The 24,494-nt window shown below is 28.0% G+C and carries 26 protein-coding genes; 16 read left to right on the forward strand and 10 right to left on the reverse strand.

Going from position 1 to position 24,494, the window contains the following annotated elements:
- Together trpB and ASKIR_RS06755 are read right to left on the reverse strand one after the other, a co-directional pair.
- Window positions 1-1,227, reverse strand: coding sequence for a tryptophan synthase subunit beta (gene trpB / locus ASKIR_RS06750; protein WP_115588252.1), 1,227 nt, complete (start codon window positions 1,225-1,227; stop codon window positions 1-3).
- Complete coding sequence (locus tag ASKIR_RS06755; protein ID WP_082946395.1) at window positions 1,224-1,778, reverse strand: adenine phosphoribosyltransferase; 555 nt, start codon at window positions 1,776-1,778, stop codon at window positions 1,224-1,226. The genes trpB and ASKIR_RS06755 overlap by 4 nt, the downstream gene beginning before the upstream one ends.
- 84 nt (window positions 1,779-1,862) lie before the next feature.
- On the opposite strand from ASKIR_RS06755, the gene ASKIR_RS06760 reads away from it, so the two are divergent.
- The 5 genes from ASKIR_RS06760 to ASKIR_RS06780 all read left to right on the forward strand — a co-directional run bounded on the left by ASKIR_RS06760 (window position 1,863) and on the right by ASKIR_RS06780 (window position 8,161).
- Window positions 1,863-2,666 carry a DNA ligase gene (locus tag ASKIR_RS06760; RefSeq protein ID WP_115588251.1) on the forward strand — a complete coding sequence of 268 codons (804 nt, stop codon included), beginning with the start codon at window positions 1,863-1,865 and terminating at the stop codon, window positions 2,664-2,666.
- A gap of 98 nt (window positions 2,667-2,764) precedes the next feature.
- On the forward strand, window positions 2,765-3,916 hold the full coding sequence (locus ASKIR_RS06765) for a trans-sulfuration enzyme family protein (protein ID WP_115588250.1): 1,152 nt from the start codon (window positions 2,765-2,767) through the stop codon (window positions 3,914-3,916).
- Complete coding sequence (locus ASKIR_RS06770) at window positions 3,913-5,421, forward strand: aminotransferase class I/II-fold pyridoxal phosphate-dependent enzyme (RefSeq protein WP_228254664.1); 1,509 nt, start codon at window positions 3,913-3,915, stop codon at window positions 5,419-5,421. The genes ASKIR_RS06765 and ASKIR_RS06770 overlap by 4 nt, the downstream gene beginning before the upstream one ends.
- 203 nt (window positions 5,422-5,624) lie before the next feature.
- Window positions 5,625-6,968: a c-type cytochrome gene (locus ASKIR_RS06775; protein WP_066351763.1), complete on the forward strand. Its 1,344-nt coding sequence runs from the start codon at window positions 5,625-5,627 to the stop codon at window positions 6,966-6,968.
- Window positions 6,968-8,161: a hypothetical protein gene (locus ASKIR_RS06780; protein WP_066351765.1), complete on the forward strand. Its 1,194-nt coding sequence runs from the start codon at window positions 6,968-6,970 to the stop codon at window positions 8,159-8,161. Before ASKIR_RS06775 ends, ASKIR_RS06780 begins: the two co-directional genes overlap by 1 nt.
- A gap of 24 nt (window positions 8,162-8,185) precedes the next feature.
- Here the strand turns inward: ASKIR_RS06780 and ASKIR_RS10285 are convergent, their stop codons facing one another.
- Window positions 8,186-8,449 (reverse strand): helix-turn-helix domain-containing protein, encoded by a 264-nt coding sequence (locus ASKIR_RS10285; protein ID WP_066351766.1) that lies wholly within the window; start codon window positions 8,447-8,449, stop codon window positions 8,186-8,188.
- Window positions 8,430-8,654 (reverse strand): hypothetical protein, encoded by a 225-nt coding sequence (locus ASKIR_RS10290; RefSeq protein WP_066351767.1) that lies wholly within the window; start codon window positions 8,652-8,654, stop codon window positions 8,430-8,432. Before ASKIR_RS10290 ends, ASKIR_RS10285 begins: the two co-directional genes overlap by 20 nt.
- A gap of 161 nt (window positions 8,655-8,815) precedes the next feature.
- On the opposite strand from ASKIR_RS10290, the gene ASKIR_RS06790 reads away from it, so the two are divergent.
- Window positions 8,816-9,370 carry a GNAT family N-acetyltransferase gene (locus ASKIR_RS06790; RefSeq protein ID WP_115588249.1) on the forward strand — a complete coding sequence of 185 codons (555 nt, stop codon included), beginning with the start codon at window positions 8,816-8,818 and terminating at the stop codon, window positions 9,368-9,370.
- On the opposite strand, the gene ASKIR_RS06795 is transcribed toward ASKIR_RS06790, so the two are convergent.
- Together ASKIR_RS06795 and ASKIR_RS06800 are read right to left on the reverse strand one after the other, a co-directional pair.
- Window positions 9,365-10,906 carry a nickel/cobalt transporter gene (locus ASKIR_RS06795; protein WP_115588248.1) on the reverse strand — a complete coding sequence of 514 codons (1,542 nt, stop codon included), beginning with the start codon at window positions 10,904-10,906 and terminating at the stop codon, window positions 9,365-9,367. The genes ASKIR_RS06790 and ASKIR_RS06795 overlap by 6 nt on opposite strands.
- Window positions 10,903-11,826, reverse strand: coding sequence for a metal ABC transporter solute-binding protein, Zn/Mn family (locus ASKIR_RS06800; protein WP_066351781.1), 924 nt, complete (start codon window positions 11,824-11,826; stop codon window positions 10,903-10,905). The genes ASKIR_RS06795 and ASKIR_RS06800 overlap by 4 nt, the downstream gene beginning before the upstream one ends.
- Window positions 11,827-11,939: 113 nt before the next feature.
- Here ASKIR_RS06800 and ASKIR_RS06805 point away from each other — a divergent pair, with 113 nt between their 5' ends.
- The 7 genes from ASKIR_RS06805 to ASKIR_RS06835 all read left to right on the forward strand — a co-directional run bounded on the left by ASKIR_RS06805 (window position 11,940) and on the right by ASKIR_RS06835 (window position 19,621).
- Window positions 11,940-12,320 carry a Fur family transcriptional regulator gene (locus ASKIR_RS06805; protein WP_066161342.1) on the forward strand — a complete coding sequence of 127 codons (381 nt, stop codon included), beginning with the start codon at window positions 11,940-11,942 and terminating at the stop codon, window positions 12,318-12,320.
- A 56-nt stretch (window positions 12,321-12,376) separates the two neighbouring features.
- Window positions 12,377-13,084 carry a UMP kinase gene (gene pyrH / locus ASKIR_RS06810; RefSeq protein WP_066161341.1) on the forward strand — a complete coding sequence of 236 codons (708 nt, stop codon included), beginning with the start codon at window positions 12,377-12,379 and terminating at the stop codon, window positions 13,082-13,084.
- A gap of 33 nt (window positions 13,085-13,117) precedes the next feature.
- Window positions 13,118-13,336: a DNA-directed RNA polymerase subunit omega gene (locus ASKIR_RS06815; protein ID WP_066161340.1), complete on the forward strand. Its 219-nt coding sequence runs from the start codon at window positions 13,118-13,120 to the stop codon at window positions 13,334-13,336.
- Between the two features lie 17 nt (window positions 13,337-13,353).
- Window positions 13,354-15,516 carry a RelA/SpoT family protein gene (locus ASKIR_RS06820; RefSeq protein ID WP_066161339.1) on the forward strand — a complete coding sequence of 721 codons (2,163 nt, stop codon included), beginning with the start codon at window positions 13,354-13,356 and terminating at the stop codon, window positions 15,514-15,516.
- 14 nt (window positions 15,517-15,530) lie between these two features.
- A complete protein-coding gene (tyrS, locus tag ASKIR_RS06825) occupies window positions 15,531-16,739 on the forward strand; it encodes a tyrosine--tRNA ligase (RefSeq protein ID WP_066351868.1) in 1,209 nt (402 codons plus the stop codon).
- Window positions 16,740-16,751: 12 nt separating this feature from the next.
- Window positions 16,752-17,831, forward strand: coding sequence for a nitronate monooxygenase (locus ASKIR_RS06830; RefSeq protein WP_066161337.1), 1,080 nt, complete (start codon window positions 16,752-16,754; stop codon window positions 17,829-17,831).
- A gap of 98 nt (window positions 17,832-17,929) precedes the next feature.
- Window positions 17,930-19,621, forward strand: coding sequence for an N-acetylmuramoyl-L-alanine amidase family protein (locus ASKIR_RS06835; protein WP_066351783.1), 1,692 nt, complete (start codon window positions 17,930-17,932; stop codon window positions 19,619-19,621).
- Here the strand turns inward: ASKIR_RS06835 and ASKIR_RS06840 are convergent.
- The 4 genes from ASKIR_RS06840 to ASKIR_RS06855 are packed head-to-tail and all read right to left on the reverse strand — an operon-like array spanning window position 19,584 to window position 22,211.
- On the reverse strand, window positions 19,584-20,030 hold the full coding sequence (locus ASKIR_RS06840; protein WP_066161335.1) for an NUDIX hydrolase: 447 nt from the start codon (window positions 20,028-20,030) through the stop codon (window positions 19,584-19,586). The two genes, ASKIR_RS06835 and ASKIR_RS06840, sit on opposite strands and share 38 nt — an antisense overlap.
- 10 nt (window positions 20,031-20,040) lie before the next feature.
- Window positions 20,041-21,105: an LptF/LptG family permease gene (locus tag ASKIR_RS06845; RefSeq protein ID WP_066351785.1), complete on the reverse strand. Its 1,065-nt coding sequence runs from the start codon at window positions 21,103-21,105 to the stop codon at window positions 20,041-20,043.
- Window positions 21,102-21,665: an aminoacyl-tRNA hydrolase gene (gene pth / locus ASKIR_RS06850; RefSeq protein ID WP_066161333.1), complete on the reverse strand. Its 564-nt coding sequence runs from the start codon at window positions 21,663-21,665 to the stop codon at window positions 21,102-21,104. The genes ASKIR_RS06845 and pth overlap by 4 nt, the downstream gene beginning before the upstream one ends.
- A 9-nt stretch (window positions 21,666-21,674) precedes the next feature.
- A complete protein-coding gene (locus ASKIR_RS06855) occupies window positions 21,675-22,211 on the reverse strand; it encodes a 50S ribosomal protein L25/general stress protein Ctc (RefSeq protein ID WP_066161332.1) in 537 nt (178 codons plus the stop codon).
- Between the two features lie 156 nt (window positions 22,212-22,367).
- Here ASKIR_RS06855 and folD point away from each other — a divergent pair, with 156 nt between their 5' ends.
- The 3 genes from folD to rpiB are packed head-to-tail and all read left to right on the forward strand — an operon-like array spanning window position 22,368 to window position 24,459.
- On the forward strand, window positions 22,368-23,228 hold the full coding sequence (gene folD / locus ASKIR_RS06860) for a bifunctional methylenetetrahydrofolate dehydrogenase/methenyltetrahydrofolate cyclohydrolase FolD (RefSeq protein ID WP_066351787.1): 861 nt from the start codon (window positions 22,368-22,370) through the stop codon (window positions 23,226-23,228).
- Window positions 23,229-24,011 carry a signal peptidase I gene (gene lepB / locus ASKIR_RS06865; RefSeq protein WP_066351789.1) on the forward strand — a complete coding sequence of 261 codons (783 nt, stop codon included), beginning with the start codon at window positions 23,229-23,231 and terminating at the stop codon, window positions 24,009-24,011.
- Between the two features lies 1 nt (window position 24,012).
- Window positions 24,013-24,459 carry a ribose 5-phosphate isomerase B gene (gene rpiB / locus ASKIR_RS06870; RefSeq protein WP_066161329.1) on the forward strand — a complete coding sequence of 149 codons (447 nt, stop codon included), beginning with the start codon at window positions 24,013-24,015 and terminating at the stop codon, window positions 24,457-24,459.
- The last annotated feature ends 35 nt before the right edge of the window (window positions 24,460-24,494 follow it).

Here is a 24,494-nt window from a genome sequence, read left to right on the forward strand (position 1 = left end):
TTACTTAAAATCTAGTAAACTTTTTGCTTGTATCATATCTTTATCTCCTCGACCTGATAGACAAACAATTACTAATTTATCTTTTAGTTTATCTTTTGCTTTTTTTAAGTATGCAATTGCATGAGCTGATTCAAATGCTGGAATAATTCCCTCTTTTTGACTTAACCAAACAAAAGCATCAAGGGCTTCTTTATCTGTAATATTGTCATATGTTACTGTTTTATTATCTTTGTGAAAACTATGTTCTGGTCCAACTCCTGGATAATCAAGTCCTGCACTAATACTATGAGCTTCTAAAACTTGTCCATCTTCATTTTGAAGTAAGTATGAACACTGTCCGTGTAAAATCCCAGGTGTCCCTTTTGCTAAACAACTTCCATGTTTGTCTGTATCAAGTCCTAAACCACCTGCTTCAATTCCAACACAAGTAACACTTTTATCTTCTAAAAAGTGTGAAAACATACCAATAGAGTTTGATCCTCCACCAATACAAGCAACTACATAATCAGGAAGTCTATTCTCTTTTTCTAAAATCTGTTTTCTTGATTCATAACCAATTACTGCTTGAAAATCTCGAACCATCATAGGGTATGGATGAGGACCTGCAACTGTTCCAATTATATAAAAAGTATCTCTTGCGTTTGTAACCCAATATCTAATTGCATCATTCATAGCATCTTTTAAAGTTTTACTACCACTTTCTACTGCAACAACTTTAGCACCTAAAAGCTTCATTCTAAATACATTTAACTCTTGTCTTGCAACATCTTTTGCACCCATAAAAACAGTACACTCAAGTCCAAGCAAAGCTGCAATTGTAGCTGTTGCAACTCCATGTTGCCCAGCTCCTGTTTCAGCTATTACTTTTGTTTTTCCCATTTTTTTTGCTAGTAATCCTTGAGCTATTACATTATTAACTTTATGAGCCCCTGTATGATTTAAATCTTCTCTTTTTAAATAGATTTTTGCCCCAAGCTCATCACTTATATTTTTTGCAAAATATAGTGGATTTTCTCTTCCAACATAATCTTTTAAGTAGTAGTTTACCTCAGCCCAAAACTCTTTATCAAATCTATATTTACTATAGGTAGCTTCAAGCTCTTTTAAAATAGGCATCAATGTTTCAGGAACATATTGTCCTCCAAAAATTCCAAACTCACCACCAACACCAAACTCTCCGTTTGAATTTGGATCAAATATACTTTTTTTTGGAATATAGTTACTCATATCTCTAACACCGCATAAACTTTAGTTTTCTCTTCAAGTTTGGCTTTTCCAGGCAAGATAGAGAAATTCAAAATAAAACAAGCTTCAACTAAAGTGGCATCTAATTTCTCAATTAAATTAGCAGCAGCCACTGCTGTTCCACCACTTACAACTAAATCATCCATTAAAAGAACTTTTGGTTTTTTTATATCCCTAAAAGCATCAAAATGAACTTCAACCTCATCAAAACCATACTCTAACTCATACTTTTCACATAAAGTTGTACTTGGAAGTTTCCCTTTTTTTCGTATTGGAACAAATCCAATTTTAAGTCTTGAAGCAAGTGCTGCTCCAAATAAAAATCCTCTAGCTTCAATTGCTGCTATAAAATCTAAATTATATTTTTTATATCTATCTTCAAGATGACTCATAAGTAGTTCAAATGCATCTTTATTATTTAAAAGTGTTGTAATATCTTTAAAGCTAATACCATGTTTTGGAAAATCTTCAACTGTTCTAATAGAACTTAATAAAACCTTTTTTTCATCTTCTGTTAAAATCTCTTTACTCAAGTTTTTCCTTTTTTAAAAAATTAAAATATTCTAGCTAAAATCAAATTATGTTATAGTTTAAGAAATCAATATCAAGGAGCATTTATGAGAATTTTATTTATTATGTTACTTCTTTTTACTCTTTCTTTTTGTTTTGATTTACAAAAGCCTTCAAATTATGAAAAAAATATAGATATCAATGGTTGGTTTATGAGTGAAAAACTAGATGGTATTAGAGCTTATTGGGATGGGAAAGAGCTATTTACAAGAAACAAAAACAAAATATTTGCACCAGCTTGGTTTACAAAAGATTTTCCACCATTTGAGCTTGATGGAGAGCTTTGGACAAAAAGAGGTGATTTTGAAAATATTCAAAGTATTGTTTTAAGCCAACAAGAGTCAAAAGATTGGAAAAATATAACTTACAATATTTTTGAAGTTCCAAATGCAAAGGGAAATTTTCAAACTAGACTTGATTTTTTAGAAGATTATTTAAAACAAACTCCAAACAAATATATAAAAATTATTCCTCAAATGGTTTGCAAAGATGAAAATCACTTAAATAATTTTTTACAAGAGCTTCTAAAAAATGGTGCTGAAGGTGTGATTATAAAAAATCCAAATTTAGCTTATGAGAGTGGAAGAACAAAAAACTCACTAAAAGTAAAAGAGTTTTTCGATGATGAGGCTTTAGTAATAGATCACAATTTTAATAGTGATGGTTCATTTAAAAGTTTAAAGGTAAAATTAAAAAATGGTGTTATTTTTAATATAGGAGGTGGATTTAAAAAAGAAGATAGGCTAAATCCACCAAAAATCGGCTCAAATATTACTTTTAAATATTATGGTTTTACAAAAAATGGCAAACCAAAATTTGCATCTTTTTTAAGAGTAAGAGAAGTTGAGTAATTTATTATAATTTTTACTTATAATATTTTTAAGTATCAAATAAGATTAAATTTATATTAGATACAATTTGCCAAAAATTAGCCAACTTAAGGATTTTCATGAATAAAAGTCTAGAAACTATGCTTTGCCACTTAAAAGATTTTGCACCTTTTAAAGAGCCAACAAACTCTTCACACTTTCCAATATACAATACAGCAACTTTTGATTTAAAAGATCAAAACGGTGATAGAGTTTATGATTATACAAGAAGCGATAATCCTACAAGAGCTACACTTGAAAACTTTTTTGCTTTTGCTGAAAATGGATATGGTGCTGTTTGTACTCACACAGGAATAGCAGCTGTTTCACTTCTTTTTGAAACTGTTTTAAAAGCAAATTCATCTATTTTAGTTGAAGCTGACTGTTATGGTGGAACATTTAGACTTTTAAAAGTTTTTAAAGAAAAATACAATATTAATGTAAACTTTACAGATTTTACAGATTTAAATATGCTTGAACACATTTTAAAAACACATAGCATTGATTTAGTTTTATGTGAAAGTCCTACAAATCCAGGCTTAAAAATAATAGATTTAAAAGAGATTGCAAATTTATCAAAAAAATATAACGCACTTTTTGCAGTTGATAACTCACTTGCAACTTTTATTAGTCAAAAACCTCTTGATTTAGGGGCTGATTTTTCACTCTTTTCTACAACTAAATTTATAAGTGGTCACGGAAGCGTAATTGCAGGTGCTATTGTTGCAAAAACTAAAGAGAACTCAGAAAAACTTCACTACTACTCAAATGCCTTAGGAAGAAATCAAAATCCTCTTGATGTTCATCTAATATCACTTGGAATTAGTAGTTTAAAAGTTAGAATGAAAGCAAGTGAAAAAGCTTCTAAAAAATTTGCAAAATGGCTAGAAAAACAAGATTTTATAGAAAAAGTTACACATCCTGCTTTAAAATCACATCCACAAAGAGCTTTAGCAAAAAAACAGATGAAAATAACTCCTAGTGTTTTTTGTGCTGATTTTAAAAGTGTAGAATTAGCCCAAAAATTCATAGAAAATGCAAAAATATTTGGAGAAAAATGCTCTTTTGGAAGTGCTGATAGTAGAGTTGAAATACCTTCTAAAATATCTCATGCATCTTTTTCAAAAGAGGAGTTAAAAGCAATTGGAATATCTGATAGTACGGTTAGATTTTCTATTGGATTTGAAGATTTAAAAGATTTAAAAGAGGATCTATTACAAGCTATAAAATGATAAAAGAGTCTATTTTTCAACCAATTATTTGTGGTGAGACTTTACCACCACAAAATATTCATGCAGTATCAACTTCTATGCCAACACTTCAAGATGTAATTGATTATGAAGAACAAACACCGCAGATTTTAGAAAAAATAAGTGTTGCGTACCCTAGATTTGTTATTCATCCATACTTAAAACTTTTATCAAAATATTTAAAAAACAAGTATGAAGTTTCAAATGAGTATGAACTCATACTTTTAAGTAGCCAAAAAGCAGTTCAAGTTGTAAGTAACAAATACTTTATTCACAATAAATTTGATTTTTTTGAGCCTTTTGGAGTTATCAAGGTTTTAAAAGGAAGACAATATAAAAAGGTTTTAAAGTTTATTCAATATGTTGGATACAATCTATCTTCAAGATTAGCTGAAGATTACCTTTTTAAGCTAGGTTTGATTGAAAAAACTCAAAAAGAAGAGCTAGAAAAAAAAGAGTTATGTGAAGATATAATCTTAAATACTCTAGCAAATGCTTATAGTGAAAAAAAAGAGAATATTAAATTAAGCGTATCTGGGATGAATGCTATTTATAGTGTTTTAAAAGGTTTAAAAAATATTCAAGCAAGAAATGGAAAATCTATCTTAATACAGTTTGGATGGCTATATTTAGATACTACAAATATTGTAAATCACTATTTTGAAGAGAGCAGAGTTTTTTATGATGTTACAGATTTAAAATCGCTTGAAATATTTTTAGAAGAGAATAAAAACAGAGTTTTATCAATAATAACTGAAGTTCCAACAAACCCTTTAGTAAAAACTCCAAACTTAAAAAAATTAAGAGAGCTTTGCGATAGATACAATATAGTCTTAGTTATAGATTCAACTTTTGCAACACCATATAATCTAAATTTAAAACCCTACGCAGATATTTTTGTTGAATCTTTAACAAAATTTGCTTGTGGAAATGCTGATGTTTTAATGGGTGCAATTATTTTAAATAGTAATTTCAAAATATCTCATATAAAAAATGAATTTTTTAAACACTGCGATTTACCATATATAAAAGATATTCAAAGAATGGCTATTGAAATTGTAGATTATAAAAAAAGAGTTAAAAAAATATCACAAAATACAAAAGAGCTAATAGAGTTTTTAGAGACTTTACCTTATGTATCAAAAGTCTATTCTTGTTTAAGCAAAGAGAATTTTGAAAACTACAAAGATTTAATGATTGATAAAAATAGTATTTGTGGAATAGTTTCAATATATATAAAAAATGATTTTGAAAAAATTTACAATGCTCTAAACCTTGCAAAAGGTCCAAGCCTTGGAACTGAATTTACACTTTTAATGCCTTATACATATCTGGCTCACTATGATTTAATAACAAGCCAAAACGGTAAAGAGTTTTTAGAAAAAATTGAACTTCCAATAAATTTAATACGAATTTCTGTTGGAATTGAAGATATAGAAGATATTAAAAGAGAGTTTAGAAGGGTTACTAAGTTATTAAACTCATAACACAAAATTAACACTTAAATAATAAAATTTTATTCAATGGTCAATTTATATTAAAATATCAGCGTCTCCTACAAATCTGATAAAGTCACAATCTAAAATAAATTGACCACTACAAAACTTTTAACACAAACTTAACAATCTAGCATTAATATAGCAATAAGTTTTTCATTTTTAGAAAAACAAATTTAAAAAAGGAGAAAAGAATGGAACAAATTGGAATGTTTCCACTTTTTTATTTTCCAGAAATCGGCTCTGCGTGGATTATGGGAATAACAGGGACAATTCATATCTTAGCATCTCACACATCTGTTGGAGCTGCACTATTATTTGCTTTTTTAGCACATAAAGCCTATAAAGAAGATAGACCTGAGTTGTATGAATATATGAAAAAATATGGGATGTTTTTACTTATTTTTTCTTATGTGGTAGGTTCAATTACAGGTCCAGGGATTTGGTACACAGCAACTGCTGCTAGTCCAAGAGGAATTAGTGCTTTGATTCACAACTTTGTTTGGGTTTGGGCAACTGAGTGGGTATTTTTCGTGTTTGAAGTAGTTGGGGTTTTTGCTTTAGTTTATTTTATAAATAAAATAGATAGAAAAACTCACCTAAAACTCACTTATGCTTTTGCTTTAGCTTCTGTTGGAACTCTGTTTTTAATAATTGGAATTATTAGTTTTATGATGTGGCCAGGAAATGATGCTTTTTATCAAACAGGTTCTGTTAGTGATGCTTTTTTTGGACTTACAACTTTCCCTCACCTATTTTTGAGAATCGGATTTATGATTTTAATGTCTGGGGTTATTGGGCTTATTATTGCCTCATCATTAGGTGATAAAGAGTTAAAAAATGAACTAATAAGAAAAATGGGAATTACAAGTTTTATTGGTGGATTTATTACTGTTGTTTGTTTTATGTGGTATATGACAACAATTCCTGAAAATGCAAAAATATTATTAAGCATCTATATGCCAGATATTATTACTACAAAAGTAGTTTTAGTAGTTGCTTTTTCAACTTATTTTGCAATTGCTGTTTTAAAACCAAACTTTATAAATAGACCATTTGCTATTGTTATGTTATTTGTAATAGCTATTTTTGGATTATGGCCTGGGGAAAAATTAAGAGAGAGTATTAGAAAACCTTATGTTGTTGGACAATATGTTTATAGTAATCAAATTATGGGAAGAGATGTTCCTGGGAAAAATATCAAAAATGAGGTTGAAATTATTGAAAAACATGGATTATTAAAAGTAAATCCTTGGATTCCAGATAGATTAAAAACAATTACACCTGAAAATAGATTAGAAGTTGGAGAACTTCTTACAAAGATTGCTTGTTCAAATTGTCACTCACTTGAAGCTACTGGAAAATATAGACCACTATTAAAAAATTTCGCTGGTCAAGATAAAGAGATGATAAAAACATTTATGCAATATTCACTAGCAACTGGTGCAATTCCTTATATGCCAAAAATCAGCCTTCCAGATGAAGAGTTTGATGCAATGGCAACTTGGATTGAATCACAAATTAATAAGGAGAAATAATGGATTCAGGAATTTTAAATCTACTTCAAGACCCAGCAGGAGTTCCTTTTTATCCTGTAGTTTTTCAAGCTTTATATGTATTAACTTGGGCTTTACACGCTCTGTTTGTATTTTTATCTTTGGGAAGCTTAGGCTTATCTTTATATGGTGGACTTAGACAAAAAAGTGATAATAACTGGAAAATATTAACTGCACATCTAATACAAACAGGAAAGATTAGCGTTTCATTATTGATTGTTTTAGGTGTTGCTCCACTTCTATTTACGCAAGTAATTTATGATCCAAACTGGTACACAATAAATACTCTATCAGGACTTTGGGTTGTTATATTTATTTACTGTTTATTAGTAGCTTATAGTATTTTTTATTGGTACTACTATGCAAATAAAAAACAAAGTTTTATAAGTGGTTTAATAGGAACTATCTCTTTTGTGCTTTTAGTAATTTGTGGCTTAATCATGCACACTTTCGCTGTTGAAGCAATTCAACCTGATAAATGGATGCAGTGGTATGCTCCAAATGGAGTTGTTGATACTTCTGGAACAAATTTTCATCCAGAAACTATTAGATATATCTTCTTTATGATATTAAGTATTCCAACACTTGGATTATTTTTACAAAACTATAGTGATTTTTTAAAATCAAATAAAAATTTTGATGAGTCATTTATAACTTATACGAAAGATTTGGGTAAAAAAATCACAACTCTTGGACTTATAGCAACTTTAATCTCATTTATTGTTTGGATATATTCAATAGATAAATTAATTGATATTTTCTCTATTGTGATTTGTATCTCATTTTTAACTCTGATTTTATTAGCTAAAAATCTTAAAAATAGTTATATATCAACTTCTATTTTTATTGTTATTTTACTTTTAATTTCAGGATTTAGAGAGTATATAAGATACAACATAATGAATAATTTAGGTTATGATATCTACTCTTATACTCTAAATATAGAGTGGGCATCTATAATTATGTTTTTATTAACATTCTTATCTTTAGGTGGTATTGGTGTTACTTTTATAGCTACAATTGCTTGGAAAGTAGGAAAAAGTAGTGGATATTTTGATGCTTCAAAAGATAAAGCTGTTACAACTATGGCAAATGCTGTTTTATGGATTTTATCTATTTGGTGTATTGTATATTTTGCTTGGGGATTTTATACTCTATTTAAAAATAGTTTATAAAAAAGGGGACTTTTGTCTCCTTTTTTAAATATCTATTTTATATCCATAATTTCTATGAGAAATTATTAACTCTTCGCCAATTAATTTTCTAAGTTTAAAAATATGAAATCTTATAGATGAGTTTTTTGAGCTACTATTTACTGGATATATACTTTTTTCTAAACTATTTGTAGATACAAAATGACCTCTATATTTTAATAAATAATCCAATAAACATATAGCTTTACTCCCAAGTTTAGCATCAACTTTATTTAATAAAACTCTTTTATTAAAAATCTTGATAATCATTTAAAAGCTTTATTAGTTCAATTCTAGGTAGATTTTTTTCATTTATATTTATTAAATATAAATCATATATATTATTATAAATATGATCCAAAAACTCATCATTACTCACACAAATTTCTACTTGAAAACTATTTTTTAATATCTCTACAATTTTGCTAATAGAGCTATCTTTACTCTCCAAAACTAATATTTTTATTGCTTTCAATAATTATCTCCATCACCATATAAAAGAGTATTTTAAGAAAAATCTATTAATTATGTGTTAGTTTAAATAGTTTAAATAATAAAAAGGTAGCTCAAATAGTCGCATTAATCTCTTATTAGCAAATATATTATAAAATCCAAATTTTTAAAAAGGATTAATCTATGATAAAAAAAGCAAATAAACAAAATATAGAAAATATTTCAAAACTAATTTATGATGCAATTCATGAAGTTTCAAATAGCTTAACTGGCGAAAATGAAGAGCACAAAATATTAAAAACTTTAGAAAATTATATACAAATGGATGTTTGTAGGCTTAGCTACAACAATATCTACACTTACGAAATAGATAATAAAAATGTAGCTATTTTATTAGCATACAACTCAAATGATGTAGAAAAACTTGATAAGCCAATGATTGAACATTTAAAAACAAAAAATATATTTTTAGAATCTTTTGAAAAAGAGTGTTTTGATGATGAGTTTTATATAGATACAGTTAGTGTAAGTCCTAGCTTTCAAGGAAGAGGAATAGCAAAAGAGTTATTTAGTTTTGCACAACAAAAAGCAAAAGAGCAAGGATTTAAAAAACTCTCACTTTTGGTTGATTTAGAAAATAAAAAAGCAAAAGCTCTGTATGCAAAACTTGGATTTTTAGATAATACTACACTAGAGGTATCAAAAACTCAATTCTCTCATATGATAAAAGAGCTATAAACTTATTTTAAAACTACTTGAAGCAAAAAACAAAAACATAGCTAAAATAAACATAAAAATAGGTGCAACTATCTCTAAAATATCGATTAGTTTTTGAGATTTTGAAGAGATTTTGTGCAAACTAACTCCCAAAAATGATGATGCAAAAATCACAACAGCCATTCCAAGGCTAATACTTATACTTGCTAAAAATACAGCAAAATATGTTTTAAGTAAAAAAGCATAAACAAAAAGTAAAACAGTACCAGGGCAAGGAACTATTCCAGCTGTTAAAACAAAAATTAAATCCTGTTTTTTATTTCGTTTATGAACAGGTTTTATCTCTTTGATTTTTACTAAATTATTCTCCTCAACAATACTAAATCTAACTTTACTTAAATCACCACTACAAGCAGAACAAGAGCATCTTTTTTTAGTCAATTTTCTATATAAAATATATAGTGCTAAAATCATAATTACAACCGCACTAAAAGATGTTATATACGAAACACTATCCTCTAAAAATTTATTTAAAACACTTTGAAGTACAAAAACAGATATTAAAACAATAATAAATGCACCTAAAATATGAATAAATGCAGTTAAAAGTGATATTATAAAAGCTTCAAAATATGTACTTTTTTGTGATGAGAAGTATGAAAATGCCAAAGCTTTTCCATGTCCTGGTCCTATTGAGTGAACAACTCCATATAAAAAAGATGCAAAAAGTAAAAATATTAAAGCTAATTTATCCCCATTTTCAATATCTACAAGATTTTGTTTAATACTTGCAAAAAATTTATCTGTAAAACTTATTTTTTGCTCCTCATCTTCTAAAACCAAAAACTCATCACTTTGTTTTTTTTGCTCATTTAAAATCTCTTCTTGAGGTTTTTCAAACTCTTTATTTTGCTCTTTTTTCCAAATATCTTCTAAAGACTCTTTGCTACTCTCTTCTACAGCCTCTACAATATTAAATTTTTGAGTCTGTAAATTAGGAGCCTCTATTAAATAAGTCACTCTATCTATTTTTGTAGTTTTATTAAATTTATAATTAGATACTACACTTTGATTTTTATCTTCTAAAATAAGAAAGAAAAACTCTTCATTATCAAAGGCTCTAATGCTAAAATAATTTTTATCATAGAGTTTTAAATCAAGTAAAATCCTATAATCAAAAGATAGTATTCTACTCTTATTTTCAAAACTCATTTTGTAATCTTTAACCTTAAAAGGGATACTATTTTTTGAGTTATTATTACTATATGATATTGTTGTTAAAAAGCTTTTTTCAAGTAAATATGGCATCAAAGAGTCTTCAATTAGTTTCAACTCTTTTTCATTAAAACTTTTATCTAAGTTCAAATCATATACTTTTAAAAGCTCTTCACTAAAATCTTTTTCAAACTCCCATTTTATATCAACATAATCTATTTTATCTTCATTTACAACTACTTTTGTTTGTACATATGTTTTTGGTTGCATAAAAGCACACAAACTACAAGAGAGTAAGTAACTTGGAAAAATTATTGCTAATATAAAAACTATTCTAATCATCTATAACTTTTTGCAATCTCATTTGCTACTAGAAGCATATTATTGTACCAATCATCACTTAATGGATTTATAGATACTACATTTGCACCAATATTTTTTGATATTGTTTTTGCACTTTTTTGTGAAAATTGAGGAGATACAAAAACTATTTTAATATCATGTTTTTTAGCCTCTTCTACTAATTTCACAAGATCATTTGGTTTTGGCTCTTTTCCTTCAATCTCAATTGAAATTTGTTCAATTTCATATCTATGTGCAAAATATCCCCAAGATGGATGAAATACCATAAAAGCTCTACCCTTAAAATCTTTTAAAATATCTCTTATATTTTCATCTAAATCATCAAGCTCTTTTACAAACGCTTCATAGTTTGATTTATAAAAATCACTATTTTTTGAATCAATCTTAACCATAGCTTCATAAATATTTTTTGCTTGAACTTTTACACTAATTGGATCTAGCCAAGTGTGAGGATCTAAGCCATCAGCTCCATGTTCGTGATCTTGATGTTCTTTATGCTCTGACTCACCATGATGGGCATGATCATCATGATTTTCTTCATCTTCATGTTCATCTTCATGATGAGTATGAGCAACCATTGCAATTTTTTCAATACCAATTGTTGTATCAACAAAAAGCGTATTTTTTGTATTCTCTTTAAATCTATCAATCCATGCTAATTCACTTGGATCTCCAACCAAAAAATAAGCTTTTGAAGAATTTAAAGCTTTCATTTGAGATGGTTTTGGTTCAAAATTGTGAGGTGAACTTCCTGGTTTTACCATAACATTTATATCAAACTTATCTTTTACTATTTTTTCTACAAAATATTTTTGTGGTAAAATATTAACCATAAGTTGTGGTTTGTTTGCATATATAAATGATGCAAAAACTAAAAACAGAACTAAAATTTTTTTCATAATCTTCCTTTTCGTTGCAACTTAGTTGCATTTTTTGAAATTTTAATCTTATTTCTCTTTAATGCAACTTAGTAGCAAGATATTTTAAAAAGCTTTTAGATACAATCTTTTTTATGATTAGTTTAAAAAATATAACGGATTTTACAAATATAAAGTTAACAACAGCTAGAAAATCTATTTTAGAAATATTGGTTAGTTCAAATAAACCTTTGTCATATGACGAAATAAAAGATAAAATCTCTATGGATAAAGCAACTTTTTATAGAAATATAGCAATTTTTGAAGAAGATGGAATAGTAGAATCATTTGAATCAAATGATAAAAAAAGATATTTTGAGATAAAAAAATCTCCACACTCTCACTTTATATGTACAGATTGCTCAAATATTGAGTGTATTCATGAAAGTTTAGATTTAAATTTAAAAAATTATATTGTTGAAAATATTATTTTAAAAGGTAAGTGTAAAAAGTGTAACAAAAGTAAATTAGACTAAGTTTTTGTTAATTGTTTTTTAGATAAAATCCGAAAATTATTGAAGGATATGAATATATGAATAAAAGAGTGCTTGTAAAGTTTTCAGGTGAAGCATTAGCTGGTTCTGAAGGTTATGGAATTGATACTAAAATTTTAGATTATATTGCTGAAGAGATTAAAAGTTTAGTTGAATTTGGCATTGAAGTTGCTATTGTTATTGGTGGTGGAAATATAATTCGTGGAGTTACAGCTGCTGCTGATGGTGTTATTAAAAGAACAAGTGCTGATTATATGGGAATGCTAGGAACTGTTATAAATGGTGTTGCTATGCAAGAAGCTTTAGAGTACAAAGGTTTAAGTGCAAGATTACAAACAGCAATTAAAATGGAAGAGATAGCTGAACCTTTTATTGTAAGAAAAGCTATGAGACATTTTGAAAAAGGAAGAGTTGTTATTTTTGGTGCAGGAACTGGAAATCCTTACTTTACAACAGATACAGGAGCAACTCTTAGAGCTACAGAGATTGGTGCTGATATTTTAATTAAAGCAACAAAAGTAAATGGAGTTTATGATAAAGATCCTATGAAATATCCAGATGCACAAAAACTTGATATTTTAACTTATGATAGAGCTTTGGAAGATCATATTAAAGTTATGGATGATACAGCTATTGCTTTAGCAAAAGATAATAAACTACCAATTGCTGTTACAAATATGAACGAAAAAGGAAACCTTTTAAGAATTGTTCAAGGTGACTATAGCAAGTGTTCTGTTGTAAGATAGATTTTATAAACATATTAAATAAAGGAAAACAAAATGGAAAGATTAGAAGAGAGAATTTCAAGAGCTTTAAAACAAGTTGATAATGATAGATATATTCTAGCAATTGCTGTTGGACAAAGAGCTGATGAGTTAAGTAAAGGTGCAAAACCACTTTTAACTCAAAATACACAAAAAATGAAATATACTGATATTGCAATTGATGAGATTGCAAGTGGATTACTAAGAATTGACGGTTTAATAGATAAAAAATAGATTGTAAATATTTTTATATGAATCCATTTTTTAATAACATTCAAAAAATAAACAATCTTGATATTGCAATAGAGGAGTTGGGCAAACAAGTTCCTATCTCTTCTAAACTTAAAGAGATTATTGATTTTATAATCAAGGCCCATGAAAATCAGTTTAGAAAAAGTGGAGAGCCATATGCCGTTCACCCTATTCTTGTTGCAACAATAACAGCTAGTTTTTCAAAAGATGAAGATGTTATTGCTACAGCACTTCTTCATGATGTAGTTGAAGATACTCCCTACACTTTAGAGTTTGTTGAAGAAAATTGGGGTAAAAATGTCTCTAATATGGTTAAAGGTTTAACAAAAGTAGCAGATATTAGAGAAGAGAACTTTGTAACTTCAAAAGATTCAAGTGATACAAAAATTGTTCAAGCTGCACTTACATTTAGAAAGATGTTAATAGCATCAATTGATGACCCAAGAGTTTTAATTGTAAAACTTTGTGATAGACTTCATAATATGCTAACTTTAGGTGTTTTACCTCCTCATAAACAAAGAAGAATAGCTGAAGAGACTTTAGTTGTTTATGTTCCAATTGCAAATAGATTAGGAATTTCAACACTTAAAAATGAGCTTGAAGATTTGGCATTTTTCTATATCTATCCACAAGAGTATAAAAAAATCGATCAATTCTTAAAAGAGAATGAACAAGCTATGCAGCTTGGATTTAACAACTTTATAACTGTTACTAAAAATCTTTTAGAAAAAAATGGTTTTGAAGCAGATAAAATTAAAATATATTCAAGAGTAAAGCACCACTACTCAATCTATTTAAAGATGCAAAGAAAAGGTATAACTATTGAAGAGGTACTTGATCTTTTTGCAATTAGAATTTTAGTTCCAAGTGATATTGACTGCTACAAAGCTTTAGGTCATATTCATTTAGAGTTTAAACCGCTTGTTTCAAGATTTAAAGATTATATAGCAACACCAAAAGAGAATGGTTATCAAACAATTCACACAACAGTTTTTTACAACTCAAAAATATATGAGATTCAGATTCGTTCTTTTGATATGCATAGTATTGCAGAGTATGGAATTGCTGCTCATTGGGCTTATAAAAATGGTGAAAAAGTTAGTCAATCAACAGCAGCAAATGCAAATTTAAATTGGTTAAAATCTTTAGAGTTTTCAAATGACAATATTGAAGAGTTTTATAATGAAACAAAAGAGAATCTATTTAATGATGAGATAATAGTTTACTCTCCAAAGGGCGAAGTTTTTATTCTTCCTATTGGATCAACTGCATATGATTATGCTTTTGCTGTTCATACAAATGTTGGTAAAAAAGCAGTTCATTGCTATATAAATAAAATAAAAAAACCACTATTAACTGTTTTAAAAAGCACTGATATTGTTCAAATTGAACTTGCAGATGAGCCTATTATTAGATGCTCTTGGATTGATATGGTAAAAACTTCAAGAGCAAAAAAACAACTTAAAATTTTATGTATGCAAAAACAAAGAGAGATTGATGAGTTATCTGGTAAAAATATAATAAATACAATATTCTCAAGATATTATGATGATATTTTAAAACTATATCCTGTAAAAACTCTCTATAAGGTTCCTACAAACTTAGCATTTATGAAAAATGCAAAACAACTAGTAGAGAAAAAGGTATTAAAAGAGAAAGGTATCATGGGTAGATTTAAAATCTTAACTAGTAAAATAAAAGAGTTTAAATTTGACAATATGCTTCTTTACTCAAACTTTAATATAAATTCAGTATCATTTGACCACTGTTGTCACCCAAAATTTGGAGATGATATTATTGCTTTTAGAAACTCACATAGTGCAGTAGTTCACCATAAAATGTGTGATAAAGCTTATTCTAAAATCAAAGAAAATTCTCAAATGATATTTTGTAGATGGGAAAAAAATGCTGTTTACCAATATAAAATGTTAATTAGCATTCCAAATACAAAAGGTGAATTAGCAAAAGTTTTAGCATATCTATCTAAAAGTGATTTTTATATTTTAGGAATTAACTTTGGAAGACAAAAACACTCATATATTCAATATTGTGATATTGAATTTGAAATAAATAACTCAAATACTGATGAAGTAAGACAAATTGTTGAAAAAAATATAAAAGTTATTGAGTTTACATCAAAAAAAGATGCATATAATAAATAAAGGTTTAAATGAATATGGAAAGTAAAATAAAAGAGGCATTAGAAGAGATTAAAAGAGGAACTGCTGAGATTATTGATATTGAAGCGATAGAAAAGTTAATAAAAAGATATTTTGAAAGTGGTGAAAATTTTTATGTAAAAGCTGGATTTGATCCAACAGCTCCTGATATTCACTTAGGACACACAGTTTTAATACAAAAACTTGCAACTTTTCAAAAATATGGTGGAATTATTCAATTTCTAATTGGAGATTTTACAGCAACTATTGGAGACCCAACTGGAAAAAGTGAAACAAGAAAAGTTTTAAGTAGTGAACAAGTTTTACAAAATGCAGAGACTTATAAAGAGCAGGTTTTTAAAATTTTAGATGCTTCAAAAACTCAAGTTGTATTTAATAGCTCTTGGTTAAAAGAGCTTGGAACTGCTGGTCTTATAAACTTAGCTTCAAATCTTACAGTTGCTAGAATGCTTGAGCGTGATGATTTTTCAAAAAGATATTCAAGTAATACTCCAATTGCAGTAAGTGAATTTTTATATCCCCTACTTCAAGGTTATGACTCAATTGCACTTAATAGTGATGTTGAACTTGGTGGAACAGATCAAAAGTTTAATTTGCTTATGGGAAGAACTTTGCAAAAAGCATATAACTGTAAAAAACAACAAGCAGTTTTAATGATGCCAATTCTTGAGGGTCTTGATGGTGTTCAAAAAATGTCAAAATCATTAGGTAACTACATTGGTGTTACAGATGAGCCTTTTGATATGTTTGGAAAAGTTTTATCAATTTCTGATGAGCTTATGTGGAGATATTTCGAACTTCTTTCAAGCAAAAGTTTAAAAGAGATTGAAGATATTAAAAAAGGTGTAGAAGATTGTTCAATGCACCCTAAAAAAGTAAAAGAGGATTTAGCTTCTGAAATAGTTGATAGATTCCATGGAGTTGGTGCTGGAGTTGATGCAAAACTTGAATTTGAAAGAGTTTTTGCTAAAAAAGATATTCCAACAGATATGCCAGAGTTTATATTTGAAGGTGAGATTTGGATCTGTCAAGCTATGGTTAATAGCAAGTTAGTTGATTCAACTTCACAAGCAAGAAGAGATATAAAATCAAATGCTGTATCAATAAATCAAGAAAAAATAAGTGATGATAAGATAAACTTAACATCTGGCGAATACATTTTGCAAAAAGGCAAAAAAAGTTTTGCAAAAATAATAATAAATTAAAAGAGGCTAATTGTGAAAATAGGAAAATATGAGATAAAACATCCAATAATTCAAGGTGGTATGGGTGTTGGAATTAGCTGGGATCAATTAGCTGGACATGTAAGTCTTGAGGGTGGTTTAGGTGTTATTTCGGCTGTTGGAACTGGTTATTATAAAAAACTAAGTTCAAATGTTAATATTGTTATGAGAAAAGATAAACCAAAGGAGGTTTTAAATTTTTATAGCAAGGGTGCATTAAAAGAGATTTTTGATAATGCTAGAAAAATTTGTGGTAATCTTCCACTTGCTTGTAATATTTTATATGCAATAAATGATTATGGAAGAGTTGTAAAGGATGCTTGTGAAGCTGGTGCAAATATAATTATTACAGGAGCTGGAATTCCTACAAATATGCCAGAGTTTACAAAAAACTTCCCAGATGTAGCACTTGTGCCAATAGTTTCAAGTGCAAGAGCTTTAAAACTTATTTGTAAAAAATGGGAAAGATACAACAAACTTCCAGATGCTGTTATTGTTGAGGGACCTTTAAGTGGTGGTCATCAAGGGTTTAAGTATGAGGATTGCTTTAAAGAGGAATATCAACTTGAAAATATAGTTCCTCCTGTTATTGAAGAGGCTAAAAAGTGGGGAGATATTCCTGTTATTGCAGCTGGTGGAATTTGGGATAAAAAAGATATAGATAAATTTTTAGCTCTAGGTTGTGCTGGTGTTCAAATGGCAACTAGATTTATAGGAACACATGAATGTGATGCTGATGATAATTTTAAAGAAGTTTTACTAAAAGCAAAAGAAGAGGATATTGTTTTAATGAAATCTCCTGTAGGTCTTCCTGCAAGGGGAGTTAAAACTAATCTTCAATTTGCAATAGAAAATAAAACAGCTCCTAAGGTTCAATGTATATCAAACTGTGTTGCACCTTGTAACAGAGGTCATGAAGCAAGACTTGTAGGATATTGTATTGCTGATAGACTAGGAGCTGCATATAAAGGTGATGTTGATACTGGACTATTCTTCTCAGGTTCAACAGGATATAAAATTGATAAGATAATCTCTGTAAAAGAGTTAATGGAAAAATTAACTAAAGGAGAGTAGTTATTTTTTTAAGAGCTCTACTTCTATTAATCTTTATTTTAAATTTTTCTTACTCAAATAACTTTGAACAAGAGTATAGAGAGGCTAGAATTGAGTTTTTGAAATCATCTTTAAGAAAAGATGATGATCAAAAGATTAAAGATTTAAAACAGATTATATCTTTGGGTAAGAAGATTGGAAAAGATGTAAGAGCTGATGAGAAAAAACTAGAAGTTTTAGAACGAAAAGTTCAAAGAGATAAAACTTTTCGTAAAAATATAAATAGCATTCCTGACTCTAGAGAAAAGAAAGATTCAAAACCAAAATTAGAGAATCAAAAAATAGATAGTAAAAGTGATATTTTATTTTCTGTAAAAAATGTATATACAAAAAACAATCAAATAATTATTGAGTTTAATAAAAATATTACAAAAAAAGATATAAATTTCTTTGAACTTAATCAGAAAAATAGTTTTAGAGATGTTTATGATATAAATGGCTATTTTAAAGATGCACTTGCAACAAAACTTGAGATTGATGGAAAAGAGAGAGTAACAATTGCTCAATTTAAACCAAATATTTTAAGAATAGTATTGTCAAATAACAGAAAAATTGATTCAACTTTTAGTGTTGTTAATAGTAAAAAAATTGTTATAAATGTTGAACAAGAAAAGATAGTTCAAACAAAAAAAGATATTATAAAACCAAATATTACTCAAGATAAAACTTCAAATTTTATTGATTATAAAAATAATATTAGAGAGATATATACAGAAAATAACTCTATTTTTATAAAATTTAATAAAAACTTTTCTCAAAAAAATTTAAAATATTTATCATACCAACAAAATGGAAAGTTTGAAGATGTTTTTGAGATACAAGGTAGATATCAATATGCAAATCCAATTAAATTATCTATGGAAAATACAAACCAAATTATCACAACTCAAGAGAGAAATTTTGTAAGACTAAAGCTTTTAAATAACTCAAAGGCAAATATAGTATATAACTTTATTGATAACAAAACTTTAAAAATCACTCATATAAAACAAATAGAAAAAGAGTCTAAACCTACAAATATAGTTACAGCTCCACCTGTAACTCAAAAAATAAGTTCAAATAATAAAACAAAGAAGAAAACTATTGTTATAGATGCTGGACATGGTGGTAGTGATGCAGGAGCTGTAGGTCCCAAAAAAAGATATGAAAAGGTGGTAAATCTTGCTGTTTCAAACTATTTAGCAGATATTTTGAAAAAAAGAGGTTATAAAGTTTATGTTACAAGAAGCAGTGACAAATTTATAAAAGTAATGGATAGAACAATTTTGGCAAATGAGAAGAATGCAGATCTATTCTTATCAATTCATACAAATGCTATGCCAAAAGATAAAGCAAATAGTACAAGTGGAATAGAGACTTTTTTCTTAAGTCCAGCAAGAAGTGAAAGAGCAAAAAGAGTAGCTGCACTTGAAAATCAAAGTGATATTAGAGAGATGAATGAAAAATCAAAAGATGTGTTTTTGGAGAGTTTAAATAGACCTAGAATAACAGCTTCTCATAAATTTGCAATAGATGTTCAAGCTGGACTTTTACAAGCTGCTAGAAGTAAGTACAAAGATGTAAATGATTCAGGAGTTAGAGAGGGTCCATTTTGGGTATTGGTTGGTGCTCAAATGCCATCAATTTTAATAGAACTTGGATATATTTCTCATCCTGAAGAGAGTAGAAGATTATATGAAGCTAGTTATCAAAAAGCATTAGCTAATGGTATTGCTAATGGGATAGACTCTTACTTTCTAAAAAATCCTTAATATTTTTTACTAAATCTTTTTGTAAAGATTTTATTTTTGGAAGTTTTTTAAGAGAGAAAAACTTCACTTTTTGATTTTCCCAAGATAAATACTCTTTTTTTAAACTATCTTTTTCAAAATATTTATCTAAATTATCAATATTTGATGCATTTACAAGCCAAATTCCTACATCTTTATCTCTATTTATCTGCTCAAAATAGTCTTCAAATAGTGCAATATCAACCATAATTGAGCTCTCTTCAAAAAACTCTCTTTTAGCACACATAAAAGCACTCTCATCTTTAAATTTACTACCCTTTAAACATCCCCATTTATCATCACTTGAAAAACCTAAACAAAGCAAAATTTTAATATCTTTTTTCTCTACTTTGTAGATAACTATTCCATATGTTTTTTTATGAATTGCCATTTGACCTACCCTATTTTAAACTAATTTTTTTATAAAGAATATATGAAAAGAGTACCCATAAAAATAGAGGTAGCAATAAAGATAACTCTGGCATAAAAGTTCCAGAGCTTGTTATTTTATATAAAAAGAAAAAACAACCCCAAATTACAAGTGTACTAAATACTCCACCTGCTATAAAATTACCTAAATTAAAAAATCTACTATTTAATGATGTATAAGCAAATATCAAATATATAATTGGAACTATAAAAAATGGCACAAATAGAGTATTATATATAACAGCTCTAACTTTTTTTGTATTAATACCTTGTTTTTGTAATAGATTCCAAGCACTTAATGCATCAAGCAAAGAGTATTCACTTTTTGATTCATATACATTATTTAATATTTTAGGTAAAAACCCCTCAAGAGTTGTAACTGACTCAACATTTTTTATTGTCAATTTAGAACTCTCTTCAAGCTCTTTTGGTTTTGAAATAATTTTAGCATCACTTGCATACCATCTATTATCTAAAAAATAAGCTTCTTGAGCAATTATTGTCTCAACAATCTCCTCATCCTCTATTTTGTAAATATGTATATCAACAGCTTTTTGCTCTGCTGGATATAATTTTTTAAAATATACAAAATAGTCATCATATTTTAAAAAAATATCAGTTTTTGTATTTGTAAAATATTCATTATTTACAATTTTTCTTTTTTGCTCATAAGAGTAAGCCAAAGGAGTTGATTGAAGAACTATTAATGATAATATAAAAAATAGTGCTGTATATATTATTGGAGCAATAATACTCTTTTTTGAAGCTCCAAGTGCGTGAAATGCAACAAATTCGTTATTTTTTACAAATGTTATTAAAGTAATTATAACTGCAAAAACTAGCGATAGTGGAAGAGTTAGAGTTAAAGTAAAAATTGTATTATAAAAAAGATACAAAAGCTGTAGGTTTGCAGAGCTAGGAAGAGATTTAAAATTTTGTAAAAAATCTAAACCTGTAAAAAAAACCTCTAATGAAAGAAGAACTATTATAAAATTTTTTAAATATTTTATTAAAATATATTTTGAAAGAGTACTCATAATTCCAACTTCAAACTAAATTTTGATTTAACTTCATCAATTGATAACTCTTTTAAAGCCTCAACTGAAGATGCTACATGAGGAATTATTGTACTATATAAAATCTCTAGCTCTGCTTTTGAAAAATCATTTAATACATAATTTACAACTTCAGCTTTATCTTTTGGTTTTCCAATTCCAACTCTTACTCTAATATAATCTTGCCCAATATGAGAATCAAGCGATTTTAAACCATTATGTCCACCATGACTTCCACCTATTTTATATCTTACAACACCAAATGGAAGATCTAAATCATCATGAATAATAATCACATTTTCTAAATCAATTTTATAATAATCCATAATTGCTCTAATGGCAACTCCTGAGTTATTCATATAAGTATTTGGCTTAGAAAATAGATTATATCCCGATTTTTGTAAGTTTGATTGAAAATTTTGATTATTTATATTTGTAGTATTTAGATTTTTAGTCATAAAATCTACGACTAAAAATCCAATATTGTGTCTTGTATTTTGATATTTTTCACCAATATTTCCAAGACCAACAATTAAGTGCATAATTTCTTATTATTTAGCTTTAATTACACCAACGATTGGAACTCGTGGGTCTAAATAGCAATCAACACCCTCTGGAAGTGTTAAATCTCTTAATAATACGTTATCACCAGTATCAAGATTTGTTACATCAATTGTTATGTTGTTTGGTAAGTTTTCAACCATACATTTAACTGGAACTCTTCTTGTGTGAAGCATTAAAAGACCTTTATTTTTAAGACCTTTAGCTGTTCCTGTAGTAACAACTGGAATAGAGTATGAACTTCTTACACCTTTTTGTGCAACCATTAAATCAACATGTAATAAATCAGAAGTAATAGGACATTTTTGGTACTCTTTTACAACTACACTTAAAACTTTTCCATCTACTTTAATATCAAAAGCAAGAGTAGTTTTATTTTTTAAATATTTGATATACTCATTTCTTTTAAATGCAGCAGAGATGTTCTCCATACCTTTTCCATAGATATTTGCAATTAAATATCCCTCTTTTCTTAAAGCCTTTACAGCTGGTTTTGTTATACTATCTCTTACGATACCCTCTAACATTTTGGATCCTTTGTTTTAATTTAATATAAGGACGGGATTATATAAAAAAGTTTATAAATTTTAGGTTAATAGTTTATATATTTTTTAACTTTTGATAATTAATACAATTTTAGGTAAAATCTAATCTAAAATTTCAAAAAATATAAGGTAAGAAATATGATATTACTAGATGGAAAAGCACTATCTGCTAAGATAAAAGAAGAGGTAAAAGTTGAAGTTACTCAAATTGTAAAAGAGAAAAACATAACTCCAGGACTTGCAGTTATTCTTGTAGGAAATGATGCAGCAAGCGCAACTTATGTTGCAAGTAAAGCAAAGGCTTGTAAAGATGCTGGAATTTACTCAGTTGTACATGAAATGCCAGAGAGCATAACTCAAGAAGAGTTACTTGATACTATAAATATGATGAACAATAATCCAAAACTTGATGGTATTTTAGTACAACTTCCACTTCCAAAACATATAGATACAACAACTGTTTTAGAAGCTATAAATCCATTAAAAGATGTTGATGGTTTCCATCCATACAATGTTGGAAGAATGGTTTCTAATCTTGATTCATTTTTAAGCGCAACTCCATTTGGTGTTATGAGAATGTTTGAAGAGCATAATATTGAAGTAAGTGGAAAAGATGTTGTAGTTATTGGAAGTAGCGATATTGTTGGAAAACCTATGGCATCACTTTTAATAAATAAAAAAGCAACAGTTACAGTTTGTAATAGCAGAACAAAAGATTTAAAATCTCACACTTCAAAAGCTGATATTGTAATTATTGCTGTTGGTGTTCCATATCTACTTAAAGAGGATATGGTTAAAGATGGTGCTGTTGTTATTGATGTAGGAATTAATAGGCTTGATACTGGTAAACTTGTTGGTGATGCTGATTTTGAAGGACTTAAAAATAAATGTTCTTTTTTAACTCCAGTTCCAGGTGGAGTAGGACCTATGACAATTGCAATGTTGCTTAAAAATACAATAAAAGCTTCTAAACTAAGAGATAAAAGAGAATCAAAATAGATGTTAAGAAAAATTTATAACTGGTCATCTTCATGGACTGGAACAATTATAATTGTATTATCAATTATTTTTTTTATTGCTCAAGCTTTTGTAATTCCAAGTGGAAGTATGAAAAATACACTTTTAATAGGTGATATGCTTTTTGTTAAAAAATTCTCTTATGGTATTCCAACTCCTACAATTCCTTGGCTAGAGATTAAAATTTTGCCAGATTTTAATAAAAATGGACATTTAATAGAGGGTGATAGACCAAAAAGAGGAGATATTGTAGTATTTAGATATCCTCATAATCCAGATATTCACTATGTAAAAAGAGCTGTTGCAACAGGTGGAGATACTATTTTTCTAAAAGATAAAGAGTTATATCTTCATCCAAAAGAGGGAAACTCTTATGTAATTCAAAACTTTAAAGATTATGAAATAGTTGATATAGACAATACTTTGTTTGTAAAAAATCCATACTCTAAAGAGTTTAAAGGAATTCATAATGACCCTGAAGTTACAAAATATACAAGCTCTCATAAAGAACTCTTTGAAAAATCAAAAATAGTAATTCCAGAAGATGAAACATTTATGATGGGAGACAATAGAGATCACTCAAATGACTCAAGATTTTGGGGAAGTGTTCCGTATAAATATATAGTTGGAAAACCTTGGTTTGTATATTTTTCTATTGATGATGATTATAAAGTTAGATGGGATAGAGTTTTTAAAACTGTTGATACTTTACAAAAAGAGGCAACAGGAGAGATTAAAGAGAGAAGTAAAGAGGGAATTTATTAATATGAATTATTATATTGCAAGTGATCATGCTGGAGTTGTATTAAAAGAGTTTGTTGTAAATCTTTTAAAAAAAGAAGAGATAAATGTAGTTGATTTGGGTCCAAAAACAAATGATAGAGTTGATTATCCTGATTTTGCTAAATTAGTTTGCGAAAATGTACAAAAAGACAGAGGCTCTTTTGGAATTTTAATTTGTGGAAGTGGTATTGGAATGAGCATGGCTGCAAATAAATTTGATGGAATTAGAGCAGCTTTATGTCACAATATTTATAGTGCAAAAATGGCTAGAAATCACAATGATGCAAATGTTTTATGCCTTGGTGAGAGAGTTTGTGGAGAGGGACTTATTGAAGAGATAATTAAAGCTTGGCTTTCAAACTCTTTTGAAGAGGGACGACACACACAAAGAGTTGAAAAGATAAATAATCTACTCTCTTGTAGAGTTTAATTTAAAATATAAAAGGGGCAAAAATGGCTGATTGG

The organism is Aliarcobacter skirrowii CCUG 10374, from assembly GCF_003544835.1.
GTDB lineage: Bacteria > Campylobacterota > Campylobacteria > Campylobacterales > Arcobacteraceae > Aliarcobacter > Aliarcobacter skirrowii.

Excerpts from the sequence above, each read along its gene's own strand:
- trpB (WP_115588252.1), bottom strand. The coding sequence starts at position 1,227 with ATGAGTAACTATATTCCAAAAAAAAGTATATTTGATCCAAATTCAAAC.
- ASKIR_RS06760 (WP_115588251.1), top strand. The coding sequence starts at position 1,863 with ATGAGAATTTTATTTATTATGTTACTTCTTTTTACTCTTTCTTTTTGT.
- ASKIR_RS06765 (WP_115588250.1), top strand. The coding sequence starts at position 2,765 with ATGAATAAAAGTCTAGAAACTATGCTTTGCCACTTAAAAGATTTTGCA.
- ASKIR_RS06770 (WP_228254664.1), top strand. The coding sequence starts at position 3,913 with ATGATAAAAGAGTCTATTTTTCAACCAATTATTTGTGGTGAGACTTTA.
- ASKIR_RS06775 (WP_066351763.1), top strand. The coding sequence starts at position 5,625 with ATGGAACAAATTGGAATGTTTCCACTTTTTTATTTTCCAGAAATCGGC.
- ASKIR_RS06780 (WP_066351765.1), top strand. The coding sequence starts at position 6,968 with ATGGATTCAGGAATTTTAAATCTACTTCAAGACCCAGCAGGAGTTCCT.
- ASKIR_RS10285 (WP_066351766.1), bottom strand. The coding sequence starts at position 8,449 with ATGATTATCAAGATTTTTAATAAAAGAGTTTTATTAAATAAAGTTGAT.
- ASKIR_RS06790 (WP_115588249.1), top strand. The coding sequence starts at position 8,816 with ATGATAAAAAAAGCAAATAAACAAAATATAGAAAATATTTCAAAACTA.
- ASKIR_RS06795 (WP_115588248.1), bottom strand. The coding sequence starts at position 10,906 with ATGATTAGAATAGTTTTTATATTAGCAATAATTTTTCCAAGTTACTTA.
- ASKIR_RS06800 (WP_066351781.1), bottom strand. The coding sequence starts at position 11,826 with ATGAAAAAAATTTTAGTTCTGTTTTTAGTTTTTGCATCATTTATATAT.
- ASKIR_RS06805 (WP_066161342.1), top strand. The coding sequence starts at position 11,940 with ATGATTAGTTTAAAAAATATAACGGATTTTACAAATATAAAGTTAACA.
- pyrH (WP_066161341.1), top strand. The coding sequence starts at position 12,377 with ATGAATAAAAGAGTGCTTGTAAAGTTTTCAGGTGAAGCATTAGCTGGT.
- ASKIR_RS06815 (WP_066161340.1), top strand. The coding sequence starts at position 13,118 with ATGGAAAGATTAGAAGAGAGAATTTCAAGAGCTTTAAAACAAGTTGAT.
- ASKIR_RS06820 (WP_066161339.1), top strand. The coding sequence starts at position 13,354 with ATGAATCCATTTTTTAATAACATTCAAAAAATAAACAATCTTGATATT.
- tyrS (WP_066351868.1), top strand. The coding sequence starts at position 15,531 with ATGGAAAGTAAAATAAAAGAGGCATTAGAAGAGATTAAAAGAGGAACT.
- ASKIR_RS06840 (WP_066161335.1), bottom strand. The coding sequence starts at position 20,030 with ATGGCAATTCATAAAAAAACATATGGAATAGTTATCTACAAAGTAGAG.
- ASKIR_RS06845 (WP_066351785.1), bottom strand. The coding sequence starts at position 21,105 with ATGAGTACTCTTTCAAAATATATTTTAATAAAATATTTAAAAAATTTT.
- pth (WP_066161333.1), bottom strand. The coding sequence starts at position 21,665 with ATGCACTTAATTGTTGGTCTTGGAAATATTGGTGAAAAATATCAAAAT.
- ASKIR_RS06855 (WP_066161332.1), bottom strand. The coding sequence starts at position 22,211 with ATGTTAGAGGGTATCGTAAGAGATAGTATAACAAAACCAGCTGTAAAG.
- folD (WP_066351787.1), top strand. The coding sequence starts at position 22,368 with ATGATATTACTAGATGGAAAAGCACTATCTGCTAAGATAAAAGAAGAG.
- lepB (WP_066351789.1), top strand. The coding sequence starts at position 23,229 with ATGTTAAGAAAAATTTATAACTGGTCATCTTCATGGACTGGAACAATT.
- rpiB (WP_066161329.1), top strand. The coding sequence starts at position 24,013 with ATGAATTATTATATTGCAAGTGATCATGCTGGAGTTGTATTAAAAGAG.